21 protein-coding genes are annotated in these 23433 nt (G+C 62.4%); 5 read left to right on the forward strand and 16 right to left on the reverse strand.

Annotation, left to right across the window (positions count from 1 at the left end; all coding sequences use genetic code 11):
* The 4 genes from QRN61_RS13420 to QRN61_RS13435 are packed head-to-tail and all read right to left on the reverse strand — an operon-like array spanning position 1 to position 7749.
* The gene (locus QRN61_RS13420) at positions 1–4575 is read right to left on the reverse strand and encodes an alpha-2-macroglobulin family protein (RefSeq protein WP_285373990.1); all 4575 of its coding nucleotides are present in this window, start codon (positions 4573–4575) and stop codon (positions 1–3) included.
* Positions 4572–5237 (reverse strand): DUF1175 domain-containing protein, encoded by a 666-nt coding sequence (locus tag QRN61_RS13425; RefSeq protein WP_045121987.1) that lies wholly within the window; start codon positions 5235–5237, stop codon positions 4572–4574. Before QRN61_RS13425 ends, QRN61_RS13420 begins: the two co-directional genes overlap by 4 nt.
* The gene (locus QRN61_RS13430) at positions 5207–6919 is read right to left on the reverse strand and encodes a DUF2138 domain-containing protein (protein ID WP_285373991.1); all 1713 of its coding nucleotides are present in this window, start codon (positions 6917–6919) and stop codon (positions 5207–5209) included. Before QRN61_RS13430 ends, QRN61_RS13425 begins: the two co-directional genes overlap by 31 nt.
* 38 nt (positions 6920–6957) lie before the next feature.
* Positions 6958–7749, reverse strand: coding sequence for a YfaP family protein (locus QRN61_RS13435; RefSeq protein ID WP_285373992.1), 792 nt, complete (start codon positions 7747–7749; stop codon positions 6958–6960).
* Between the two features lie 278 nt (positions 7750–8027).
* Between QRN61_RS13435 and QRN61_RS13440 the strand changes: the two genes are divergently transcribed.
* From QRN61_RS13440 to QRN61_RS13460, 5 genes are all read left to right on the forward strand, one after another.
* Positions 8028–9173 carry a Fic family protein gene (locus QRN61_RS13440; RefSeq protein WP_027612924.1) on the forward strand — a complete coding sequence of 382 codons (1146 nt, stop codon included), beginning with the start codon at positions 8028–8030 and terminating at the stop codon, positions 9171–9173.
* Positions 9174–9261: 88 nt separating this feature from the next.
* A complete protein-coding gene (locus tag QRN61_RS13445) occupies positions 9262–9504 on the forward strand; it encodes an exodeoxyribonuclease VII small subunit (protein WP_003228627.1) in 243 nt (80 codons plus the stop codon).
* The gene (gene ispA, locus QRN61_RS13450) at positions 9501–10388 is read left to right on the forward strand and encodes a (2E,6E)-farnesyl diphosphate synthase (RefSeq protein ID WP_285373993.1); all 888 of its coding nucleotides are present in this window, start codon (positions 9501–9503) and stop codon (positions 10386–10388) included. The genes QRN61_RS13445 and ispA overlap by 4 nt, the downstream gene beginning before the upstream one ends.
* Before the next feature lie 91 nt (positions 10389–10479).
* Positions 10480–12378, forward strand: a complete 1899-nt coding sequence (gene dxs, locus QRN61_RS13455; RefSeq protein ID WP_027612927.1) for a 1-deoxy-D-xylulose-5-phosphate synthase — start codon at positions 10480–10482, stop codon at positions 12376–12378.
* Positions 12379–12519: 141 nt separating this feature from the next.
* Positions 12520–14403 carry a TonB-dependent receptor domain-containing protein gene (locus QRN61_RS13460; RefSeq protein ID WP_285373994.1) on the forward strand — a complete coding sequence of 628 codons (1884 nt, stop codon included), beginning with the start codon at positions 12520–12522 and terminating at the stop codon, positions 14401–14403.
* A gap of 111 nt (positions 14404–14514) precedes the next feature.
* On the opposite strand, the gene QRN61_RS13465 is transcribed toward QRN61_RS13460, so the two are convergent.
* The 12 genes from QRN61_RS13465 to nrdR form a co-directional block, all read right to left on the reverse strand.
* The gene (locus QRN61_RS13465; protein ID WP_285373995.1) at positions 14515–15315 is read right to left on the reverse strand and encodes a cobalamin-binding protein; all 801 of its coding nucleotides are present in this window, start codon (positions 15313–15315) and stop codon (positions 14515–14517) included.
* On the reverse strand, positions 15315–15734 hold the full coding sequence (locus QRN61_RS13470) for an MFS transporter (RefSeq protein WP_285373996.1): 420 nt from the start codon (positions 15732–15734) through the stop codon (positions 15315–15317). The genes QRN61_RS13465 and QRN61_RS13470 overlap by 1 nt, the downstream gene beginning before the upstream one ends.
* Positions 15731–16348: a GTP cyclohydrolase II gene (gene ribA / locus QRN61_RS13475; protein WP_027612931.1), complete on the reverse strand. Its 618-nt coding sequence runs from the start codon at positions 16346–16348 to the stop codon at positions 15731–15733. The genes QRN61_RS13470 and ribA overlap by 4 nt, the downstream gene beginning before the upstream one ends.
* Before the next feature lie 255 nt (positions 16349–16603).
* Positions 16604–17341 (reverse strand): substrate-binding periplasmic protein, encoded by a 738-nt coding sequence (locus QRN61_RS13480; RefSeq protein WP_285373997.1) that lies wholly within the window; start codon positions 17339–17341, stop codon positions 16604–16606.
* A 34-nt stretch (positions 17342–17375) separates the two neighbouring features.
* Positions 17376–17879 carry a phosphatidylglycerophosphatase A family protein gene (locus QRN61_RS13485; RefSeq protein ID WP_007910933.1) on the reverse strand — a complete coding sequence of 168 codons (504 nt, stop codon included), beginning with the start codon at positions 17877–17879 and terminating at the stop codon, positions 17376–17378.
* Positions 17876–18841, reverse strand: coding sequence for a thiamine-phosphate kinase (gene thiL / locus QRN61_RS13490; RefSeq protein WP_285373998.1), 966 nt, complete (start codon positions 18839–18841; stop codon positions 17876–17878). The genes QRN61_RS13485 and thiL overlap by 4 nt, the downstream gene beginning before the upstream one ends.
* Positions 18842–18858: 17 nt before the next feature.
* The gene (gene nusB, locus QRN61_RS13495; protein ID WP_041074513.1) at positions 18859–19359 is read right to left on the reverse strand and encodes a transcription antitermination factor NusB; all 501 of its coding nucleotides are present in this window, start codon (positions 19357–19359) and stop codon (positions 18859–18861) included.
* Positions 19356–19832, reverse strand: a complete 477-nt coding sequence (gene ribH, locus QRN61_RS13500; protein ID WP_003228649.1) for a 6,7-dimethyl-8-ribityllumazine synthase — start codon at positions 19830–19832, stop codon at positions 19356–19358. The genes nusB and ribH overlap by 4 nt, the downstream gene beginning before the upstream one ends.
* A 187-nt stretch (positions 19833–20019) precedes the next feature.
* Positions 20020–21111, reverse strand: coding sequence for a bifunctional 3,4-dihydroxy-2-butanone-4-phosphate synthase/GTP cyclohydrolase II (gene ribBA / locus QRN61_RS13505; RefSeq protein ID WP_007966103.1), 1092 nt, complete (start codon positions 21109–21111; stop codon positions 20020–20022).
* A 16-nt stretch (positions 21112–21127) separates the two neighbouring features.
* A complete protein-coding gene (locus QRN61_RS13510; RefSeq protein WP_007955571.1) occupies positions 21128–21790 on the reverse strand; it encodes a riboflavin synthase in 663 nt (220 codons plus the stop codon).
* Positions 21791–21837: 47 nt separating this feature from the next.
* On the reverse strand, positions 21838–22971 hold the full coding sequence (ribD, locus tag QRN61_RS13515; RefSeq protein ID WP_285373999.1) for a bifunctional diaminohydroxyphosphoribosylaminopyrimidine deaminase/5-amino-6-(5-phosphoribosylamino)uracil reductase RibD: 1134 nt from the start codon (positions 22969–22971) through the stop codon (positions 21838–21840).
* Positions 22968–23432 carry a transcriptional regulator NrdR gene (gene nrdR / locus QRN61_RS13520; RefSeq protein WP_003228656.1) on the reverse strand — a complete coding sequence of 155 codons (465 nt, stop codon included), beginning with the start codon at positions 23430–23432 and terminating at the stop codon, positions 22968–22970. Before nrdR ends, ribD begins: the two co-directional genes overlap by 4 nt.
* Position 23433 lies beyond the last annotated feature (1 nt).

Raw genomic sequence — 23433 nt, forward strand, 5'->3', positions numbered from 1 at the left:
TCAGTTGACCGTGACCTGACCGAGGGCGGCTTTCGCTTCCCGGGCCTGATGCTGCGGCGCGTAGACCTGAGTGAAGCGCACCGGCGGCAGGTTGAACTGGCCCTTCTGCGAGAACCGCACCAGATGGCGCAGGCGCAATTCGCCGCTCAGCGCATCCACCGGCACCGCGTAGGCCAATTGCCCCGGTTCGAAGCGCGCCTTTTCCAGCGCGGTCGGTTCGGTGCCGTCCTTGCCTTGCAACTTGATGCCCCAGGTGGTGCGCTCGACGTCGGCGCCCGGTGGCAGCGGCACTTCGAGCATGCCGTAGCGCAGCGGTTTCGGCGCCTTGCTGGTGAGGATCACTTCGTCCAGATACAGGCTGTCACTGGACAGCGGTTTGCTGCCGACCGGCTCCAGTTTGAAGGTGAACGCTTCGTCGCCCGGCACCAGCCGCGACAAACGGCGGGTGATGGTCACGGCCATTGGATCGAAGGCCGGTTGCTGGGTCTGGAAGCTCAGCGCCGCGCGCAGCGGTCGCTCCTGAGTGCCGGACACCGACAACACGCTCGGCACCGGCGTCGCACCCTGCCAGGTCCAGAACATCTCACCGGTTGCGCCGTAGTTTTTCTTCCAGCCTTCACCCGGCAGCAGCGCGATGGTCGGCGAGGCCTGAGCGATGCTGCGTTGCAACCAGCTCAGCGCCAGGGCGCGTTCGAGGGTCGATTGCTGTGGCAACAGACGTTGCAACAACGCCGTCGCCCGCGCCTGATCAAACGGTTGCAGCGACAGGTTCAGCGCTTCGGCAAACGGCTGCGAACTCACGGCCAGACGCTGTTGTGCCGCAGCGACCTGGCGATTGAACGCGTCGGGCAACGCAACTTTCGACTGAGTCGCCAGCGCCGCGGTCAACACCCGCGCCGCCGCCAGACCGAGCGCCGAATCCGGGTCGCTCATCACCAGGCTGTCTTCACCGTCGTCCATCAGGGTTTCGGCATTGCCCTCACCGGCCTTGGCCAGATCGTCCATCAAACCGCTGAGCAGGGTATTCACCGGCAGGTGCATCTGCTTGGCGAACGACAGAATCAGTGCCCGCTGCAGCAGCGGCGTGTTCGGCGCTTGCTTGGCGTAGACCTCCAGCACTCGCTGCCAGTGCTCCGGTGGCAAGGTCAGTTCCAGCACCTGACTGGCGTTCCAGTCGGCGTAGTAGGCGTAAGCGGTGAGGAACGCGTCCGGCTCGCCGTCGAAGCCCCACCAGGTGAAGCTCGCCGACGGCCCGGCCATTTGCACCAGACGCAGACGGCTGTTCTGCATGATCAGGCGCAGGCGATCGCGGATCTGCGGGTTCGACGCCAGCGACGGATAAGCAATGCTCAGCGGCAGCAAACGGCTGGCAGTCTGCTCGACGCCGCCGTACGGGTAGCTCAGCAGATCATCGAGCGCGGAACGGAACAGCGCTTGCGGACTGTCATCCAGACGCAGGCGAATGTCGGTGGCGTCCGCCGGCAGGCTCAACGGGGTGTCGCCGCTGGCCACGTCGAGGCTCTGGGTTTGCGTGACTTGCCAGCCGTCACCGGTCGCGCTCAGGCGCACGGCGAGGGCGTCAGCGGTTTTGTCGTCCTGCACCAGTTCGGCAGTCCACTCACCCGAGGCCAGGGCGAACGCTGGCAGCGGCACGTAGTTGATGCCGTTGTTCAGGGTTACCGGCAGGCGTTGTTCGGCGCCAGCGTAATGCGTGACCAGCTCAGCCTTGACCGGTTTTTCGGCTTGGCTGAAGGCGAACACACCGAGCTGTGGCTGATCGCCCTTGCGGAATTTGCTCGGCCCGCTCCACTTCAGATACAGCGGTTTTTCCGAGCGAACGAACTGCTTCTTCTGCCCGACCTGGCCGTCGTCGGCGATGGCCCGGGCGGTGATGCGCCAGCGGGTCAGCGAGTCCGGCATCTTGAAGGTGAAGCGGGTTTTGCCGTCGGCACCGGTCAGCAATTCCGGCTGCCACGCGGCGGTGTCGACGTCTTCACGACGTGGGCGCTCCAGCACTTTCACCCCACGTTCGCTGCGGTTGGCCTTGCCCGGCGCGCCGGGGCTGCCCGGCAACGCCACGTCGTAACTGATGAACGACAGGCTGGCGCTGGTGCGCACATTATTGCGACGCGGGTGGTAGAAGAACTGGTCGATGGTCGGCGCGACTTCCGGTTGCAGCGCGTAGACCATTTCATCGACAACACTCACCGTCAGATGCGCCGGAACTGCTTTACCGGCGAACTGCGTAGTCAGGTCGACGGTCACCGTGTCGCCCGGCAGATACACCTGTTTGTCGGTGCTGATCGCCACGTCGATTTGCGGGGCAATCACTTTGATCCCGGCGTTCTGGAAGCTGTACTGCCCGCCCTTGGTGTAGAGCACCGAGAAGGTCAGGTTCGGCGCGAAGTTGTCCTTCACCGGAATGCGCGCGCGGTATTGGGTGTCGCTGAGTTTTTCCAGTTTCAGCCAGTCGCCGCCCTTGGCCAGCAGCGCGGTGGCTTCGACCTTGTCGCGCTCCAGCGACAGCAGTGCATCGCTGACCGGCTCAGGGAAGGTGATCAGTGCCAGCGCTTCATCGCCGGCCTTGTACTCGGGCTTGTCGAGGACGATTTCCACAGTGCCCGGCACCGCTTTGACACCGTCGCCGGTGACCGAATGGCCGGTGGCGCCGAGGACGCGACCGTGTTGATCTTTCAGCGTCAGGTTGTAAGTACCCGGACGCTCGAAGGCCAGACTAAAGCCTTTGTCAGTCGCCGCGAGTTTGCCTTCGCCAGTGCTCTGGTCTTCCAGACGCACCCAGCTGTAGCTGCTTGGGGTCACAGCTTTGCTCTGCTCGCTGCCGCCCTCGTTGGCGTAGCTGAACGCGACTTTGTCGTTGACTGCGCTGAAACGTTGCGGCGCACTCAGGCGGAAGCTCGCGGCGCCACGGTCGATGAGGATTTCCTTGGTGGTCTTGACCCGATACGCCGCGCCATCGCTGGCAAACACGGTGAGCATATAACGGCTCGGTTTGTCGGCGGCCGGCAGGTCGAGGGTCGCGTTGCCCTTGCTGTCAGTGGTCAGTTCGGTGCTGGTCAGCTCCACCGGGAATTGCCCGAGGTATTGCAACTCGTTGTCGACCATCGACAGTTGCTGGGCACGCAGGCTCAGGCTCAGTTTGGCGTTGGCCACCGGTTTGCCGTCCGGGTACAGCAGCACCAGACTGCCCTTCACCGGCTCGCCGGTGCGGTAATCCTGCTTGGCCAGATTCAGCGAAATTTCGAAGTGCGGCTTGATGTACTCGGCCACGCGGAAGGCGCTGCTGTAGGCCTGATCCTTGTAGTTGAAGCGGATCTCGTAACCACCGGCCACAGCGTTGTCCGGCAACTGGAACCGGCCCTGGGTACCAGCCTTGGAATCGAGTTTCAGGTCGAGGCGTTGCAGCTCGGTGCCGGTGGCATCAAGCACACTGACGTTGACGTCAGCAGCGCCCGGCAGCACCGAATCCCGCGCATTCTTGAACTCGCGACCGACGATTTTCAGCGACACCCAATCCCCCGGGCGATACAGCGGTCGGTCGGTGAACGCATAGAGTTTGGTGTCGTAGATTTCGCTGTCGTAATAGAAGTTTTCCGAGACGAACACCCCGCCCTCTTCGTCCTCGCCAATGACGAACGAGCGCTCGGGGCTGACGTGTTTCAGGCGCAGCAAACCATCGGCATCAGTGGCACCGCTGCTCATCACGCCGAGGCCGTCAGTCCACAGCACATTGACCTTCGGCACCGAACTGCCTTCGTGTTTGCGTGCGGCCCAGACCAGCAATTCATCACCGGCAATCTTGCTCACCGCCACGGTGTTGGAGACGAAAACCATGGAGGTCGCGCGGTACTTGCCGATCAGCGCTTCGACCAGATACAGGCCCGGTTTCAGCTTGCCCAACGGGATGTACACGTTACCCGGTGCAACGCTGACGAACTCGCTGGAAGACCCGGCCAGATTGACCCCGGCCGGCGGCTGGATCGGTTTGGCCTGCCACAGTGGATAACGGAACTGGCTGACCACCGGCAGACCCGGAATCAACGCGAATTGCGGCTGTGCGTCGTACGGGGTCGGCGCGGCGATGGCGTTACCCATCTTCAGTTCCGGTACTTCCTCGGTGACCTGCTTGCGCGACTCGTAGGAGAACGCGCGCTGCATCACCCGCCGCGATTTGCGGTACCAGTTGTCCCACAGGTACGCGAGGGTGTTGGACAAGCCCTCGCCCTTGAACTGACCGTCGCTGACCACGCGGTGCAGGTTCTTCTGACGTTTGAGGAAATCCAGCGGCTTTTCGATGCGATACACGCGAATGTCGGCGCCGCCGTAAGGCTCCATGCGGAAACGGCGGTAGTCGCGGCCCGGTGCTTCGAGACGCACCATCGCCTGCTCGTCGGCGGCGAAACTGCTGTCGGCCAGCAGGAAGAAGCTTTCACCGGCGACCGGCGTGTAGCCGCTCGGCTCCACCGAATCTTCAGCGTTGACGGTCGCCAATGGCAGCAACAACGCCAGCAGCAGGGGAATTCGAGCGCAGAGTCGCAGCATGCGGGCACCGGTCATTGGGAGAGAAAGTTCAGTCGATAGACGCCGATGAAGTTGGGGTTGGCTGCGTCGGGTATCCATCGGGTGTCCTTCCATGTCATGAGTTGCTGCAGGCTTGCCGAACGCATGCCGTTGTCAGTGGGGGTGGTCGTGCCGGTGTGATAGGCGATGTAGCGGCCCATCCAGATCATCAGGTGCTGGTCGTCGCCCTGATCGAAAAACATCAGGTCGCCGGGGCGTGCCTGGGACACGTCGCGGCTGACCAGATGGCTGTTGAACTGAATCAGCTTGATCGCGTTGACGTACGGCCCGACCTTGCCGCCGCCCTGCTGCCATTGCTGGGCGAGCTTGCGCTGCTCGTCGCTGAGCGTCAGCTCCGGCGGCAGGTAGCGATTGGACAGACCATTGCTGCGCAGCCATTTGTCGTCGTGGACTTTCAGCGCTTCGTTGGCGGCAAAACGCACAAGGCCTGCGCAGTCCTGCTGATACCAGCGCGGGCTCGGGCCCTGGCTCAGTTGTTCCTGAGCGATGCGCACGAACCAGGCGCGGAACACCTGGGACTGCGCCGGATCCAGCGCCGGCGTTTCGACGGCTCGGGCGCCCGCGCTGAGCAGTAGCGCGAGCAGGCCGAGGCTGCGGATCAGTGTCGTCACAGCGCTTTCCACTCCAGCGGCAGCCATTGCCAGTGGCCGTCAGGCTCGCTGCCTTCCGGCAGGGTCAGGGCGTATTTGCCGTAGCCGCCGAGGGTGCGCAGTTTCGGAATCAGGTACGTTTGCGCGGCGTTGTAGAACACCGGCTCCATGTCCTGCGGCAGGCTGTCGAGGGTTTCCTGCTGCATCAGTTGCGCCATCGAATCGGGGCCGAAGTAGATCGGCATCAGCACATCTTTCGGCAGCACGTCGGCCATCGGCGGGAAGCGCTTGTCGAGAGTACCGAGAGCCTTGTCCACCAGTTTGTCGTCGAGGGAAAACAGCAGCGTCGAACCGTGACGGGCGAGGCTGACTTTCATGAACGCTTTACCGCTGATCGCATCCGGATTCTCGGCAGTCTTCGCTGCGTAGGGGCCGAAGTTCGAGCTGACCTGACGCTGCCAGACATGGCTCTGGCCTTCCTGTTTCTCGACCACCGGGAATGCGTGTTCATCGACATTCGCCTCGTAGGCGCCCACCATCGAACCGAACAACGTGCCCAGGTCGCCATCGAGCTTGCCGCTGTCTTCGTCCTTCAGGCTGGCGACCAGCAACGGCGTGTACAACCGTGAATCGGCGTACCAGCACAGGCCCGCCGCGCCGGCCACATGCTCGGTGAGCTTCTGCGCCACCGCTTCGTCGGCGCCGAGTTTCACCAGCAGCGGTTTCTGCGGTTCGGCCGCCACCGGCAAGGTCACGCAGGCACTGGCGCCCAAGGGCATGGCTTGCCACACCGGTTTGAAATCGAAGTCCGGCTGATTATCCAGTTCGTCCATGGCGAGGTAGCTGTGCCAGCCCTTGTCGTCCATGTCGAAACGCAGCCCGGCGAAGTTCGGGATGAAGCGCTGATAGCCCATCGCAAGGACGCTGGAATTGACCGACAGACGCTGTTTGATCTCCGGCGCCTTGGCCGGTAGACCGAAGGCCTCGGGGAACAGTTTGTCGCCGTTGAGCAGCGCTGCCAGCGCTTGCGGCGAGACGTGCCCGGACTCTTCCGATTCGCCACTGGCCGGGTCGTAATATTTGTTCGGGTTGGACAGCACCACCAGTTTGTCGCCGCGCGACGCGAACAACAGCGATTTGCTGGCGTTGTAGCTGAGCTGGTACAGCGGTACTTCGTCACCGCCGACCTTGAGGCTGCCGAAGACGCTGAGCTGCGAATCGTCCAGCGCGACTTTCGCCAACGGTTCGAGCAGCTTCGCCAGGCCGCCGCGGTCCATCACCAGCAGAAAATCCTTGAGCCGGCCATCGGCGCCACGCCACAACGCGACGTCGGCCGGTTGATCGAAAAGCTGCTCGATCAGGCTGTCCTGCAGCTTCAGGTCGTGTTCGTAAATGATCCGGCGCAGGCTGCCGATCAACCCCAGGCGGTCGGCGTGGGTTTCGTAATAGAAGACGAAATCCTCGGTGAGCGTGGCCTTGAGGAACGGCACCGTCAGCAGGTCCTTGGGCAACTGGCTCAGGGAGCGGGTTTCCAGCAGCGCATCCGGACGACTCAGGCCGAGCTTGTCGCTGGCCAGTGCTGCCGCCGGCAACTTGGGCTTGTGCAGCAGCCAGCCAAGACCACCGGCCACACCGGCCACCAGGACCAAGCCGATCAGCAGCGCCGGCCAGCGCCGGGAAGGTTGGCCGGCAGCTGTCGGGACGGCCGGAGAAGCAGCGTTATCACTCATGTTCACAAAACCCGAAGTTCATCCGTGGAGCGGGATGCTTAATAGTTGAAAGTCTTGACCAGCAGCAGATCACCGATCGCCCGCAGGGGCACGATGAATGTTTCGCGTTTTTCGTCGACCGTGTTTTCGTTGAGCACCAGCGTGATTTGCGAGGTGATGACCTCGTTCTGATTGCTGGCCTCCTCGAAGTTATAGCCGCCGTCGCCGAAGTTGCCCCAATAGTTGACGTAAACCAGATAGGTGCCATGCAGCGGCGCGGTCATGGTGAACATTTCCGGGCCGGGGCCATCGACACCATCCGGGTCCAGACCGCCGCCGTTGGTCAACGCCGTGTGGGCGAAAAACGCATGCTGGCCGTCCGGGGTGATGATGTGGAGGTCGAGCTCGGCCTTGGGATCGTCCCAGCCGAGCACCACACGGATCTTCGCCGGCGTGCGCAGGTTATTCGCTTCATAGAACTGCACGCGCTTGAGCGACTGCCCCTCGGCGCTGCGCACTTCGACACTGTTGGAACCGGCGCCGAACGCATAGGGCCGGGCGAACCGCCCGTCATCGTCGGTGTACAGATTCAATGGATTGCCGTTGACCGCCAGCGTGTGCGGCCCGCGCTGATTGCCGATGGCCTTGAGCTGGCCCTGAATCATCGTGCGATTGCGCTGAATGCCGCGATCGATCGGCGGCGTGGGGTAGGCGACTTGCGGGTTTTCACTGCGGTCGAGCAGACCGTTGTAACGCCAGCCACCGGATGGCTCAGACAGCTCGGCAATCGGCGCCGCCCACAGCGCAGGCGCGCAGGCCAAACCGATCAGCAGCCAAAGAAATGAACGCATGTAATGCCTCCTGCCATGCCTGAACGAAACCTTGCACCCGATCCTCGGTACTTCACAGCGGTGGAAACTGCGTTTCGTCTGAAAGACCCCGTGACTAGCGGGTCGTAGAAGGCGCGAAGATTAGCGATTCGGCAGTTTTTTAACAATCGGATACATCTTGAAATGCGGTAGGAATCACGCCCTCGGGTGGACGATGAGCCGAATAGGCGTCATATTCGGCTCACGAAATGAGCCGAATAGCGTTTCTATTCGGCTCACGCACTCAGGAATGGCATTTCATGGCAACTCACTGGATCTGGCAGCAGCCCGACTGGCCCGACTTCAACTGGCAGGCAGAGCGTCTCACTGCGCTGTTGCGCGAATGCGTTCAGGCGCAGGGACAATTGATGGGCATGGCGGGATCAGTGGGCAATTCATTGAGCGCTCAGACTGAACTGGACGCGTTGCTGCAAAACATCGTGACCTCCTCGGCCATCGAGGGGGAACAATTGAATGTTGAATCCGTGCGTTCTTCACTGGCACGACGCCTGGGGCTGGAATCGCCTGATGGCGACAACGTCAGCAAGCGCAGCGAAGGGCTCGCGCAACTGATGCTCGATGCCACTCAACGCTTTGCCGAACCGCTGACACTGCAACGATTGCTGGAATGGCATTCATGGCTGTTTCCAGAACAGGAGAGTGGTTTCCTTTCGCGTGCAATCAATGTCGGCGCATTACGCGGCGATGAGCCGATGCAGGTGGTTTCAGGGCGAATCGACCGTCCGACCGTGCACTTCGAGGCGCCACCGCGACAAGGCCTTGAGCGGCAACTCGACAGTTTTCTCAAGTGGTTCGACGCCAGTCGGCAACAGGCAGGCCTCGATCCATTCTTGCGAGCTGGCATCGCACATTTCTGGTTCGTCACCTTGCATCCGTTCGACGACGGCAATGGACGCCTGACTCGCACCCTTACCGATCTGGCACTGGCTCAGAGCGAAGCGCAGGCGATTCGTTTTTATGCGATGTCCGCCAGCATCCTCGATGATCGTGCGGGCTATTACCGGATTCTCGAATCCAGTCAGAAAGCCACGCTGGACATTACCGACTGGCTCACATGGTTCCTGCAAACCTTACTGCGCAGTCTGCAACAGGCCATTGCGCGGATTGAAAGTGTGTTGGGAAAATCACGCTTCTGGCAGGCGCACCGCGAATCCGGGCTGTCGGCGGAGCAGATCAAAGTGCTCAATCGTTTGCTCGACGGTGGTGAGCGTGGTTTCGAGCACGGTATCAGTGCAGCGCAATACCAGAGTGTGGCCAAGGTTTCCAAAGCCACGGCCACCCGACATCTGGCGGAACTGCTGGAAAAAGGCTGCCTGCAACGTCTTCCGGGCGGGGGGCGGAGCACTCGGTATCAGATTCAATATCCGGGTGACTCGACCGACTGACACCCTTGTCCGTCGGCCCACTCATTTGCCCATAAACCCCCTATCTGCTAGTGTCGCGCCGGTTTAACGTCAACCGGAAATCGCCGCCATGGCCCGCAAAAAAGCTGCACTGGATTTCGAACAGTCCCTCGCCGACCTGCAAACACTGGTCGAGCGTCTGGAGAACGGTGAATTGTCGCTGGAAGACTCGCTGACCGCTTTCGAGCAGGGCATCGGTCTGACCCGTGACTGCCAGGCAGCGCTGGCCCAGGCCGAGCAGAAGGTGCAAGTGCTGCTGGAGCGCGATGGCGAACTCGCCGAGGAACCCTTCGACGCGGAACAGCCAGAATGATTGCGGCGTATTCGGCGACCAGCCAGGCGCGGGTCAATGCGGCACTGGAAATCCTCTTCAAGGCTCCGCTGCCGGAGCTGTCGCGCCTGTATGAGGCGATGCACTACAGCGTGATGATCGGCGGCAAACGCGTACGTCCGCTACTCGCCTACGCTGCGTGCGAAGCGCTGGGCGGCAAGGCTGAGCAAGCCAACGGTGCGGCTTGCGCGGTGGAGCTGATCCACGCTTATTCGCTGGTACACGACGATTTGCCGGCGATGGACGACGACGATCTGCGTCGCGGCCAGCCCACCACCCACAAGAAATTCGACGAAGCCTGCGCGATTCTCGCCGGTGACGGCTTGCAGAGCCTGGCCTTCAGCGCCCTGCTCGACCCGCGTCTGAGCAACCTCGACGCTGACATCCGTCTGCAACAGGTCACGGCGCTGGCGCACGCGGCCGGCCCGGCAGGCATGGTCGGCGGTCAGGCCATCGACCTCGGTTCGGTCGGTCTGAAGCTGGATCAGCAAGCGCTGGAGCAGATGCACCGACACAAGACCGGCGCGCTGATCGAAGTCAGCGTCAAGCTCGGCGCCCTGGCCAGCGGCCGTGCCGAGCAGGATGAACTCAAGGCTCTGCAGATTTATGCACAGGCCATTGGTCTGGCCTTCCAGGTGCAGGACGACATTCTCGACGTCGAAAGCGATACCGAAACCCTTGGCAAACGCCAAGGCGCCGACATCGCCCGCGACAAGCCGACCTACCCGGCCCTGCTGGGGCTGGAAGCGGCCAAGCGCTATGCTCTTGAACTGCGCGATCAGGCCCTGCACGCGCTGCGACCGTTTGACGCGGCAGCCGAGCCTTTGCGCGACCTGGCCCGGTATATCGTCGAGCGGCGTAACTGAACGCCAACCTGCCAAAAAAGAGCAACGCGTGGGCAGGGGGCGAAGCATCAGGTAAACTGCCGCCTCTTCTATACCTATAACGATTCGCCTGATGCCCACGACGTTTCATGAGATTCCCCGCAAGCGCCCGACCACGCCCCTGCTCGACCGCGCGAACACGCCGGACGGCCTGCGCCGGTTAGGCGAAGCCGAGCTGGAAACCCTGGCCGATGAGTTGCGCCTGGAATTGCTCTACACGGTCGGCCAGACCGGTGGGCATTTCGGTGCCGGCCTGGGCGTCATCGAGCTGACCATCGCGCTGCATTACGTCTTCGACACCCCGGATGACCGGCTGGTGTGGGACGTGGGTCATCAGGCGTACCCGCACAAGATCCTCACCGGTCGCCGCCAGCGCATGGAAACCCTGCGTCAGAAGGACGGCATCGCCGCCTTCCCGCGTCGCGCCGAGAGCGAGTACGACACCTTTGGCGTCGGCCACTCCAGCACCTCGATCAGCGCCGCGCTGGGTATGGCGATTGCCGCCCGCCTGCAGAACAGCGATCGCAAGGCGATTGCGGTGATCGGTGACGGCGCGCTGACCGCCGGCATGGCCTTCGAGGCGCTGAACCACGCGCCGGAAGTCAACGCCAACATGCTGGTGATCCTCAACGACAACGACATGTCGATCTCGCGCAACGTCGGTGGCCTGTCCAATTATCTGGCGAAGATCCTGTCCAGCCGCACTTACGCGAGCATGCGTGAGGGCAGCAAGAAAGTCCTGTCGCGCCTGCCCGGCGCCTGGGAAATCGCCCGCCGCACCGAAGAATACGCCAAAGGCATGCTGGTGCCCGGCACCCTGTTCGAAGAGCTGGGCTGGAACTACATCGGCCCGATCGACGGCCACGACCTGCCGACCCTGATCGCCACCCTGCGCAACATGCGCGATCTGAAGGGCCCGCAGTTCCTGCACATCGTCACCAAGAAAGGCAAAGGCTTCGCCCCGGCGGAAGTCGACCCGATCGGTTACCACGCGATCACCAAGCTCGAGCCGGTCGACGCCCCGGCTGCTGCGCCGAAAAAGGCCGGAGGGCCGAAGTATTCGGCGGTGTTCGGCGAATGGCTGTGCGACATGGCCGCGGCTGATCCGCGCCTGGTCGGGATTACCCCGGCGATGAAGGAAGGCTCGGACCTGGTGGCGTTCAGCGAACGTTTCCCGCTGCGCTACTTCGACGTTGCGATTGCCGAACAGCACGCCGTGACGTTCGCCGCCGGCATGGCCTGCGAAGGCGCCAAACCGGTGGTGGCGATCTACTCGACGTTCCTGCAACGCGGTTACGACCAGTTGGTGCATGACGTCGCGGTGCAGAACCTCGACGTGCTGTTCGCCATCGACCGCGCCGGTCTGGTGGGCGAAGACGGCCCGACTCACGCCGGCAGCTTCGATCTGTCGTACCTGCGCTGCATTCCGGGCATGGTCATCATGACCCCGAGCGATGAAAACGAACTGCGCAAGATGCTCACCACCGGCCACCTGTACAACGGCCCGGCGGCGGTGCGTTACCCGCGCGGCACCGGCCCGAACGCGACCATCGACAAGGATCTCGAGCCGATCGAAATCGGCAAGGGCATCGTCCGCCGCCAGGGCAGCAAAGTCGCCCTGCTGGTGTTCGGCGTGCAACTGACCGAAGCGCTGAAAGTCGCCGAGAAGCTGGATGCGACCGTGGTCGACATGCGCTTCGTCAAGCCGCTGGATGAGGCACTGGTGCGCGAAATCGCCGGCAACCACGAATTGCTGGTGACGATCGAAGAGAACGCGGTCATGGGCGGTGCCGGTGGCGCGGTCAGCGAGTTCCTGGCGCGCGAGAACATCCTCAAGTCGATGCTGCATCTGGGCTTGCCGGACATCTACGTCGAGCACGCCAAACCCGCGCAGATGCTGGCCGAGTGCGGGCTGGACGAAGCGGGAATCGAAGCTTCGATTCGTGAGCGCCTGGAACTGCTCAACAAGTAACACGCAATACCCATGTGGGAGCGGGCTTGCTCGCGAAGGCGTCGGATCAGTCGATGATGAGTGGACTGATACACCGCCTTCGCGAGCAAGCCCGCTCCCACATTTGATTTGTGTACATCAGAAATACCCACGGGAACACCGATGAACCTCTCGCGCCTCGCCCTGCCCTTTCTCCTGCTGCCAGCCGCCAGCGCCCTCGCCGACACCTTCGAACGCGACGAAGCGCTGAAGCTGCCCGACACGCTGATCAGCGCCAACCGCCAGGTCGAAGCGCGCAACGACAGCAGCGCCGCTAACACCGTGTTCACCCGCGAAGACATCGACCGCCTGCAACCGGGCAGCGTCACCGATCTGCTGCAGCGGGTGCCGGGTGTGCAAGTGGCGCAGGCCGGTGGGCGCGGTAGCCTGCCGGGGATCTACATTCGCGGCACGCAATCGGCGCAGAGTCTGGTGCTGGTCGATGGCCAGCGCATTGGCAGTTCGACCTCCGGCGACAGCAATCTGCAGCACCTGAACATCGACCAGATCGAACGCGTGGAAGTGTTGCGCGGTTCGCGCTCGGTGATTTACGGCAGCGATGCGATTGGCGGGGTGATCCAGATCTTCACCCGCCGCGGCACCGAGCAAGGCCTGCAGCCGCGCTTGCACGTCGGCTTCGGCAGCAACCAGACCTGGGAACGCAGCCTCGGCCTGTCCGGTGGCGATGACAAGACCCGCTTCAACCTCGGCGCCAGCCTCGATGACACCGCCGGCCTCGACCGTACTCATGAGTCATACCCCAGCGACAGCGATCGAGATGCCTATCGCAATCAATCCGTCAGCCTGAGTCTCAGCCATGCACTGACCGATGACATCGAAGTCGGCGCCAACCTGCTGGATAACCGTGGCAAAAGCGAGTTCGACAACCCGTTCGGCCGCTTCGATACGACTACTTTCGAGTCGGTGCAACAGCAGCCTTACAGCGACTTCAACGTCAGCAGTGTCAGCAGCTACGTCGATGCCCGGGTCAACGAAATCTGGAAAACCCGCGTCGAATTCGGTCACAGCGAAAATCGCGAGAAAACCTTCGACAAGCTCAGCGACGAGCGCACGGTGTTCAATACCTATCGCGATTCGGTGAACTGGCAGAACGACCTGACTCTGGATGCGCGCAACAGCCTGATCCTCGGCGGCGACTGGTACGAAGACCGGGTCAACAGCAGCACCGCGTTCAATGAAGACAGCCGCTGGAACCGCGCCGCGTTCATCCAGCATCGTTATCAGGCCGACAGCTTCTCCACCGAACTGGGTCTGCGCCACGACGACAACCAGCAATTCGGTAGCCAGAACACCTGGAGCGGCACCTTCACCCTGCCGCTGAACCCGGACAACGATCTGTTGCTGAGCTACAGCGAAGGCTTCCGCGCGCCGACCTTCAACGACCTGTACTACCCGGACTTCAGCAACCCTGATCTGAAGCCGGAAACCTCGAAAAGCTACGAGCTGCAATGGCGCAGTCAGTTGAGCGATAGCAGTCGGCTGGAGGCGTCGATTTACCGCACTGATCTGCAAGACGCGATCATCTTTGGCAGCAACTCACGCCCGGAGAACGTGGCCTCGGCGCGGATCAATGGCTTTGAAGCGGCGCTGAAACAGGAACTGTTCGGCTGGCAGAGCAATCTCGGTGTGGCGATTATCGACCCGCGTGATCGCGATAGCGGGCACACGTTGGCGCGTCGTGCGCGGCGTACATTGAGCTGGGATTTGGATCGGCAGTTTGACCAGATCGGCGTCGGTGCGAGTTGGCAGGCTGTCAGCAACAGTTATGACGATCTGAAAAATGAAACCCCGCTGGGTGGCTACGCCTTGTTCGGCTTGCGCAGCAGTTGGGCGCTGAACCGCGAGATCAAGCTGGATCTGAAGGTCGATAACGTTTTCGACAAAGGCTACAGCCGGGCGAATTACAGCTATGACGGCAGCCAGTATGGCTATCGCGAGGAAGGTCGAGTCTGGATGTTTGGGGTCACCTGGACTCCCCAGCTTTGATCTGAATCTTCGCTGATTTGACTGTCCCCTTCGCGAGCAGGCTCGCTCCCACAATTTGGAATGCAATCCCCTGTGGGAGCGAGCCTGCTCGCGAAGAAGTCACCCCCGGCTTCAGCGGTCAGGCGCGATCAATTGGCAGAGTTTGGCGGTGGCATCGATCATTTGGCCGCTTGGGCGCTCAAGGCCTTTATCGGTAATCAACAGTAGTTTCCCCTGCTTCACTGCTGCTACCTGCGGCCAGGCTTTCCACGCATCAAGCTGCGCCTGATCGCCAGCCAGAATCACCTGCGGATCGCGCTGTAACACCGCCTCGATACTCACCTGCGGCGCTGGCACACTCAGGTCGGCAAACACATTGCGTGCGCCGCAGACTTCGAGCGCATCGCTGATGATCTGCCCGCCACCGACGGTATACAGCGGTTTGTCCCAGACTTGATAAAACACGTTCAGCGGCGTGTCCCGACGATAGCGCTGGCGCAGGTCATCGAGTTTCTTGCGCAGTTGCGCCGCCAGTTTCACTCCGCGCTCAGGCCGGCCTAGTTGCGCGGCAATAGATTCGATCTGTGCAGAAAGTTGTTCGAGACTGTGCGGCTCGGCGACGTAAGTCGGGATATTCAGGCGTTTGAGTTGATCGCGTTGCGCCGGGCCGACGCTGCCGGGCCACAGCAACAACAAATCAGGCTTCAGGCTGAGCAGGCGTTCCATGTCCAGCTGACCGTAGTGGCCAACTGACGGGACATCCTTGAGTTCCGCAGGACGCTCGCCAGCATCGAGCACGCCAACCAGCAAATCAGCCGAGCCCAGCTCGATAACGATTTCTGACAAAGAAGGCGCGAGGCTAACCACCCGCAGACTCGCCAGCACCGGGCCGGCGCAGGCCAGCAGCAGAACCGCCAGCCACAGACGACGCATCAGCCGAGTTGACGCGGGATACGGTAGAGGTAGAACAGCACGGCCGTGGACAGCGCCAGCAACATCAGCGGTACGGCTTCAAGACCGACGAACACCGCCAGCGCACCGATCCATGCCGGCAACGATGCCGCGAGCAATGCACTACGGCGCTGGGTGGCCAAAGCAATCCAGGCCGCCGGTTCATCAGGGGTGTCGAGGGCTTTCTGCGTGGCGATCAGCGCGTGTTTGTAGCGCCCGAAGAACTTCAGGCTGACAAACATCGACGCAACGCCGGCGATGAACAATGGCATGGTCAGCACCGGCACAATGCCCTCGCCCTGACCGAACAGCAGGTTCAGGACAAACAGCGGCAGCAGCGCCAACGCCAGATACTTCCACCAGTCGACCGCCAGGCGGCGTCGCACCTGACCGCGGGTCACGCGCGGTCTACCTCGCCCTGATGCTCGTTGCCCATCATGTGGTCGAGCTTGCTGGCCTTGGTTGCCAGGTACAGTTTGTTGTGCGGGTTGTGACCGGTGTGCAGCGGCACACGCTCGGCAACGACGATGCCCATGTCGGTCAGGGCTTTGACCTTGCGCGGGTTGTTGGTCATCAGACGCAGCGACTTCACGCCCAGATGCTCGAGCATCGGCAGGCACATGGCGTAGTCACGCTGATCGGCGGCAAACCCCAGACGCTCGTTGGCTTCAACGGTGTCGGCGCCGCCGTCTTGCAACTCGTAGGCGCGGATCTTGTTCAGCAGACCGATGCCGCGACCTTCCTGACGCAGGTACAGCAGCACGCCACGGCCTTCACGGGCGATGGCCTTGAGCGCCGCTTCGAGTTGCGACCCGCAGTCGCAGCGCTGACTGAACAGCGCGTCACCGGTCAGGCACTCGGAGTGCAACCGGCCGAGCACCGGGGCACCGTCGGCGAAATCACCCAGGCTCAGCACAACGTGCTCGCGGCCGGTGGCCTCATCGAGAAAACCGTGCATGGTGAATTGTGCAAAAGGCGTTGGCAGCTTGGAAGCGGCGACAAAAACGACAGGCACCGGTGTGCTCCTGATCTAAAAGTCTGAAGATTCGCAGGCCGGCATTGTAACAGCAGGTTCCTGCAGACGCTTAGGCTGAATTATCGGGCATAACGATCAAAAAGTTTGATAACACCCGGCCATTGCAGATCCCTGTGGGAGCGGGCTTGCTCGCGAAGGCGTCGTGTCAGTCGATCACTAGGCCGGCTGAACCACCGCGTTCGCGAGCAAGCTCGCTCCCACAGGGGGGGCGGTGTTGGACGCAAGATCAGTGCGTCAGTTTGAATCAAACGGATACGGCTGCTTCCACTGCTCGAAAACCGGCTTCAGTTCCCCGCTCTTGACCAATTGCTCCATGCGCCTGTCGAACAGCGCCATCAGTGTGCGCGCTTGCGGCGTGTCGGCAAAGCACAGGTACAGCGGCAATTCGGCGATTGGGGTCTTGCGAAACTGCGTCGGATCCTTGGCCCGGCCAAGCACGTAATCGATTTCGGTCAAGGCATCGATGTAATAGTCCGCACGGTTGTGGGTGAGCATCGACAGGATCCCGGTTCGCCGCACGACCTCATTGTAGTTGCGCACATTGGGCAAATAATCCTGATAGTCGTAACCGCGTACCCACGCCAGGCGATAGTTGCCGAGGGTCTCCGGGGTCGGTGACGGATTGCTCGCCAGGCCCAGGGCGTAGATGTGATCGGTGTCGAAGTTCCAGCGCGGGTATAGCAGGTCGCTGGCCTCGTTTTTATACGAACCGACGCAGGCATCGACTTCGCCGCGCTCGGCCAGACCGACGGAGCGCGTATAGGGTTCAGTGCGGATGTCGAGCTTCACCCCGGCCGGTTCGAACACCTTGCGCAGCACGTCCCAGCCCAGGCCATGGCCGTCGGCGGCGGTGTAGTCTTCCCAGTCTTCGCTGGCCAGATGGATGACCGCGGGCGTCGGCGCAGCTTCCTGCGCATTGGCAACAGTGCCCAGCAAGGTCAAAAACACAAGCGCCAGCCAGCGTCGAGCCATCCCTCGTTTCCTCACTTAACCCTGACGATCCGGATCAGGCGAAAATCCACACCAGCCCCTGCATCGCCAGCCAGGCAAACACGCCGGCCAGCACGTCGTCGAGCATGATGCCGACGCCGCCGTGGACATGCCGGTCGATCCAGCGAATCGGCCATGGCTTGAGAATGTCGAAGAAGCGGAACACCAGGAACCCCGCGAGCAACCAGTACCAGCCTTCCGGCACCAGCCACAGGGTGATCCACATCCCGACCATTTCATCCCAGACGATGCCTTCGTGGTCGTGCACCCGCAGATCGTCGGCCACCTTGCCGCACAGCCAGAAGCCGAACAGCATGGTGATCCCGAGCATCAGCCAGTAACCCCAGTCGGGCAGCATCTGCCACAACGGGATAAAGGGTAGCGCAACTAACGAACCCCACGTGCCCGGTGCTTTCGGCAAGGTGCCGGAGCCAAAGCCGAACGCGAGAAAATGCCAGGGATTGCGCCAGACCGACGGCGGAACGAATTCGGCCGGAACCTGTTTCGGGTGATCTGTCACGGTGTCTCCTGAAAATGTTGATAACCGCGGATTTGCGGGGTGATGTCGTGTCCTTCGCGATCCAGCAGCACCACACCCTGGCCCTGCGCCACACGCCCGATCACATGGATCGGCCAACCATCGGCCAGCAGCGCCGGCAACTCGACGGACGGTAGCGTGAAGGCCAGCACATAGTCGTCGCCGCCGCTCAACGCCGCCCGTTCGGCACCGCGCTGACCGAGAAACGCCACTAAAGCATCGGACAACGGTACGCGCTCGCGTTCAACTTCGAGGCGAACCCCCGAGGACAGAGCGATATGCCCGCAATCGGCGAGCAGGCCGTCAGAGATGTCGAGGGCCGATGTGGCCTTGCCACGCAAGGCCTGACCTAGCGCCAGTTGCGGTTGCGGCGACCAGTAATGATCGAGCAACGGCTGGGCGATATCTGCTTCGGCCTCGCGCTGGCCAAGCACCAGCGGCAACGCCCCGGCGGCATTGCCCAGCTCACCGCCAACACAGAGCAGATCGCCCGGTTGTGCGTCGCTGCGGGTCAAGGCCTGCCCGACCGGTACGCGACCGAATACGGTCACCGTCAGGCTCAACGGCCCGCGCGTGGTGTCGCCGCCGACCAGCGCGATGCCGCAGCCCTGCGCCATGCGGTTCAAACCGTGGGCATAGGCTTGCAGCCAATCGGCGGTCACCGTCGGCACAGTCAGGGCAAGGGTAAAGGCAACGGGCGTAGCGCCCATGGCGGCCAGGTCGCTGACCGCGACGGCCAGCGAGCGCTGACCGAGCAGAAACGGATCGCAAGGGTCGGCGAAATGCACACCGGCCACCAGCGTATCGGTGGAAATCGCCAGCTGTTCCCCGGGGGGAACGGCGAGCAAGGCGCAGTCATCGCCGATCCCCAGAGCAACGCCCTCGCCGCCCTGCGCACAAGGCGCGGCGGCGAAGAAATTGCGGATCAGCTCAAACTCGCCCATGAGGTCTCAAGCGCGTATCAGCGCTTGAACGCCTTCACTTCAGCTTCACGCAGGCGCGGAGCCAGCTTGTCGAGTACGCCGTTGACGAACTTGTGGCCGTCGGTCGAACCGAAGACTTTCGCCAGCTCGATGCCTTCGTTGATGACCACGCGGTACGGCACGTCGACGCGCTTGAGCAGTTCCCAGGTGGACAGGCGCAGAACCGCCAGTTCAACCGGGTCCAGCTCTTCGATCTCGATGTCCAGGCACGGCTTGAGCGCGGTGTCGATTTCGCTCTTGAACTGCGGAACCCCGTGCAGAATCTCGCGGAAGTAGGCGCCATCGACATCGGTGAAATCGTTATCAACGCGAAACTGCGCTTCGATCTCGTTCAGCGATTGCCGGGCCATGTGCCACTGATACAGGGCCTGAGTCGCGAGCTGACGGGCTTCGCGGCGCTTGGCGCTCTTCGATGGCTTGCCGGCATCCGCAGGTTTCGGATCGCGCGGGTTGAAACGATCGCTATCGTCGCTAATCACTTGGCCTCCAACTGCGCCAGCAGGCTGACCATTTCCAGAGCGGACAGGGCAGCTTCAGCACCTTTGTTGCCGGCCTTGGTGCCGGAACGTTCGATGGCTTGCTCGATGGAGTCAACGGTCAGGACGCCGAACGCGACCGGTACGCCGAATTCCATGGACACCTGGGCCAGACCCTTGGTGCACTCGCCTGCCACGTATTCGAAGTGCGGAGTGCCGCCACGAATGACCGCGCCGAGGGCGATGATGGCTGCGAACTCGCCTTTCTGGGCGACTTTCTGCGCAACCAGCGGGATTTCGAAGGCGCCAGGTGCGCGGATGATGGTGATGTCGCTTTCGCTCACGCCGTGGCGAACCAGGGCATCAACTGCACCGCTGACCAGGCTTTCAACCACGAAGCTGTTGAAACGGCCCACTACCAGAGCGTAGCGGCCTTTAGGGGCGATGAAGGTACCTTCGATGGTCTTCAGGGTCATTCGTCAGATCTCTTAAAGAGCCGGGACGCGTCTCGTACGCATCCCTCAGTGATATTAGCTGTGGCGAGGGGATTTATCCCCGATGGACTGCGTAGCAGTCCCAAAACAGGGGCCGCTGCGCAGCCCATCGGGGATGAATCCCCTCACCACAAGAATCCATGTCAACAATGCCGGAAAAACCGGGTCATTATTCGGAGGGCACGTATTCTACAACTTCCAGATCGAAACCGGATATCGCATTAAATTTCATCGGTGCCGACATCAGGCGCATTTTGCGCACACCGAGGTCACGCAGGATCTGCGAACCGGCACCGACGATGCTGTAGGTGGTCGGTTTTTTCACCGCCGCCTGATCAGCAGTTTCGCGGATGTGCGCCAGCAACACGTCGCCATCAAGCGGGTGCCCGAGCAACAGCACCACACCGCTGCCGGCCTCGGCCACCGCAGCCATCGCGGCGCGCAGGCTCCAGCGGCCCGGTTGCTTGACCATCAGCAGGTCGCGCAGCGGGTCCATGTTGTGCACGCGCACCAGGGTCGGCTCTTCGGCGCAGACAGTGCCCAGCGTGAGGGCCATGTGCACGTCGCCTTCCACCGAATCACGATAGGTCACCAGGTTGAATTGGCCCAGTTCGCTGTCCAGCGGCTGCTCGGCAATCCGCTGAACGGTACGTTCGTGGATCATCCGATAGTGAATCAGGTCGGCGATGGTGCCGATCTTGATGTTGTGTTCGGCGGCGAACGCTTCCAGCTCGGCGCGACGGGACATGGTGCCGTCGTCGTTCATCACTTCGCAGATCACACCGCTTGGTTCGAAACCGGCCATGCGCGCCAGGTCGCAGGCGGCTTCGGTGTGACCGGCACGGGCCAGCGTACCGCCAGCCTGGGCCATCAGCGGGAAGATGTGGCCCGGGCTGACGATGTCTTCAGCCTTGGCATCTTTGGCCGCAGCCGCTTGCACGGTGCGCGCACGGTCGGCGGCGGAGATACCGGTGGTGACGCCTTCGGCGGCTTCGATCGACACGGTGAACTTGGTGCCGAAACCGGAACCGTTGCGCGGCGCCATCAGCGGCAGCTTCAACAGCTCGCAGCGCTCGCGGCTCATCGGCATGCAGATCAGGCCACGGGCGTGCTTGGCCATGAAGTTGATGTGCTCGGCCTTGCAGCATTCGGCGGCCATGATCAGGTCGCCTTCGTTCTCGCGGTCTTCGTCATCCATGAGGATGACCATCTTGCCTTGGCGGATGTCTTCAACCAGTTCTTCGATGCTATTGAGCGCCACAAGGCACCCCCTTCAGTCAGGATTTGAGGTAGCCGTTGGCGGCCAGAAAGCTTTCAGTGATACCACCGGACGTCGGCTCTGCAGCCTTGTCGCCCAACAGCAAACGCTCCAGATAACGCGCCAGCAAATCGACTTCCAGGTTCACCCGGCGGCCTGGCTTGTAGGAGGCCATGATGGTTTCGCTCAGGGTGTGCGGAATGATCGTCAGCAGGAATTCGGCTCCATCCACCGCGTTCACGGTCAGGCTGGTGCCGTCGACGGTGATCGAGCCTTTATGGGCGATGTACTTGGCCAGTTCTTTCGGCGCGCGAATGCGAAATTCCACGGCGCGGGCATTGTCGCTGCGCGACACCACTTCGCCGACACCGTCGACGTGACCGCTGACCAGGTGTCCACCGAGACGGGTGGTCGGGGTCAGGGCTTTTTCCAGATTGACCGGGCTGCCGCTTTTCAGGTCATTCATCGCGGTGCAATCGAGGGTTTCGCGGCTGACGTCAGCAGCAAAACCGTTGCCCGGCAATTCAACCGCGGTCAGGCACACGCCGTTGACGGCGATGCTGTCGCCGAGTTTGACGTCGCTCAGGTCGAGCTTGCCGGTTTCGACATGCACCCGCACATCACCGCCCTTGGGGGTCAGTGCACGGATACTGCCGATGGATTCGATGATGCCGGTAAACATGGGGTTCTCCTTGAGAACGAAGCCAGCGCTAAGGCGATGGCCGGGAATTATACGCTCGCCGAAACGACTGGCGTCGCAGTGACTCGCCAGTCATCGCCAACCGCGCGGATTTCAGTGATTTTCAACTCCGGAGCGTCCTTCATATAGGCCAGCGGCCAGTCCAGCAGCGGCCGCGCTGTGGAACCGAGAAACTTGCCGGCGATGAAGATCACGAACTCGTCGACCAGACCGCGCTGGGCAAACGCGCCGGCCAGACGCGGGCCGGCCTCGACCAGCACTTCGTTGACGCCACGGTTGGCCAGTTCGATCAGCAGTTGACGCAGATCGACCTGACCGTCATCCCCCGGCACGATCAGACACTCCGGGCCATTGGCGTATTGCTCTTCGACCGCCATGCAGGTGGCGACCAGCGCCGGGCCGGCCTTGAAGAACGGCGCATCCAGCGGCACCCGCAGGCGCCCGTCGATCAGCACCCGCAGCGGCGGACGGCTCATGGCCAGTGCGGTTTGCTCGGCATCCAGACCCAGTTCGTCGGCGCGCACGGTCAGGCGCGCACCGTCGGCCAGCACGGTGTCGGCCCCGGTCAGCACCACTGCAGCCTGCGCGCGCAGACGCTGCACGGCGGAACGCGCCGCTGGGCCGGTGATCCATTGGCTTTCGCCGCTTTCCATCGCCGTACGACCGTCGAGACTCATGGCCAGCTTGACCCGCACGAACGGCAAGCCGTGTTCCATGCGTTTCAGAAAACCTTGATTGAGTTGACGTGCTTCAGCTTCCAGCACGCCGCTTTCGATGGCGATACCGGCATCAGCCAGACGCTGCAAGCCACGCCCGGCGACCTGCGGATTCGGATCGCGCATCGCGGCGACCACCCGGGCAACTCCGGCATTTACCAGCGCATCGGCGCACGGCGGCGTGCGGCCATGGTGGCTGCACGGCTCAAGGGTCACGTAAGCCGTGGCGCCTCGGGCCAGCTCACCGGCAGCACGCAGGGCGTGGACTTCAGCGTGGGGTTCGCCGGCACGCTCGTGAAAGCCTTCGCCGACAATCTGCCCGTCCTTGACGATCACGCAGCCAACCCGGGGATTGGGATGGGTGGTGTAGTGGCCCTTGCGCGCCAGTTCCAGCGCGCGTGCCATGAAACGGGCGTCGAGGATCGCCTGCTCGGCGGCGCTGGTCATTCTTTCACCGGTTCGCGGGCGAGGCGGTCGATCTCTTCGCGGAACTCGTTGAGGTCCTGAAAGCGTCGGTATACCGAAGCGAAACGGATATAGGCGACTTCATCAAGCTTTTGCAGCTCGGCCATCACCAGTTCGCCGACCACGAGGGATTTGACCTCGCGCTCGCCGGTGGCGCGCAGCTTGTGCTTGATGTGGACCAGGGAGGATTCGAGACGCTCGACGCTCACCGGACGTTTTTCCAAGGCGCGTTGCATGCCGGCGCGGAGTTTTTCTTCGTCGAACGGTTGGCGGCTGCCGTCGGTTTTGATCAGGCGCGGCAACACCAGTTCGGCCGTCTCGAATGTCGTGAAACGTTCGCCGCAGGCCAGGCATTCACGCCGGCGGCGCACCTGTTCGCCCTCGGCGACCAGACGCGAGTCGATGACCTTGGTGTCGTTGGCACCGCAGAAGGGACAGTGCATG

It is taken from the genome of Pseudomonas sp. lyk4-TYG-107 (assembly GCF_030209055.1).
GTDB lineage: Bacteria > Pseudomonadota > Gammaproteobacteria > Pseudomonadales > Pseudomonadaceae > Aquipseudomonas > Aquipseudomonas putida_A.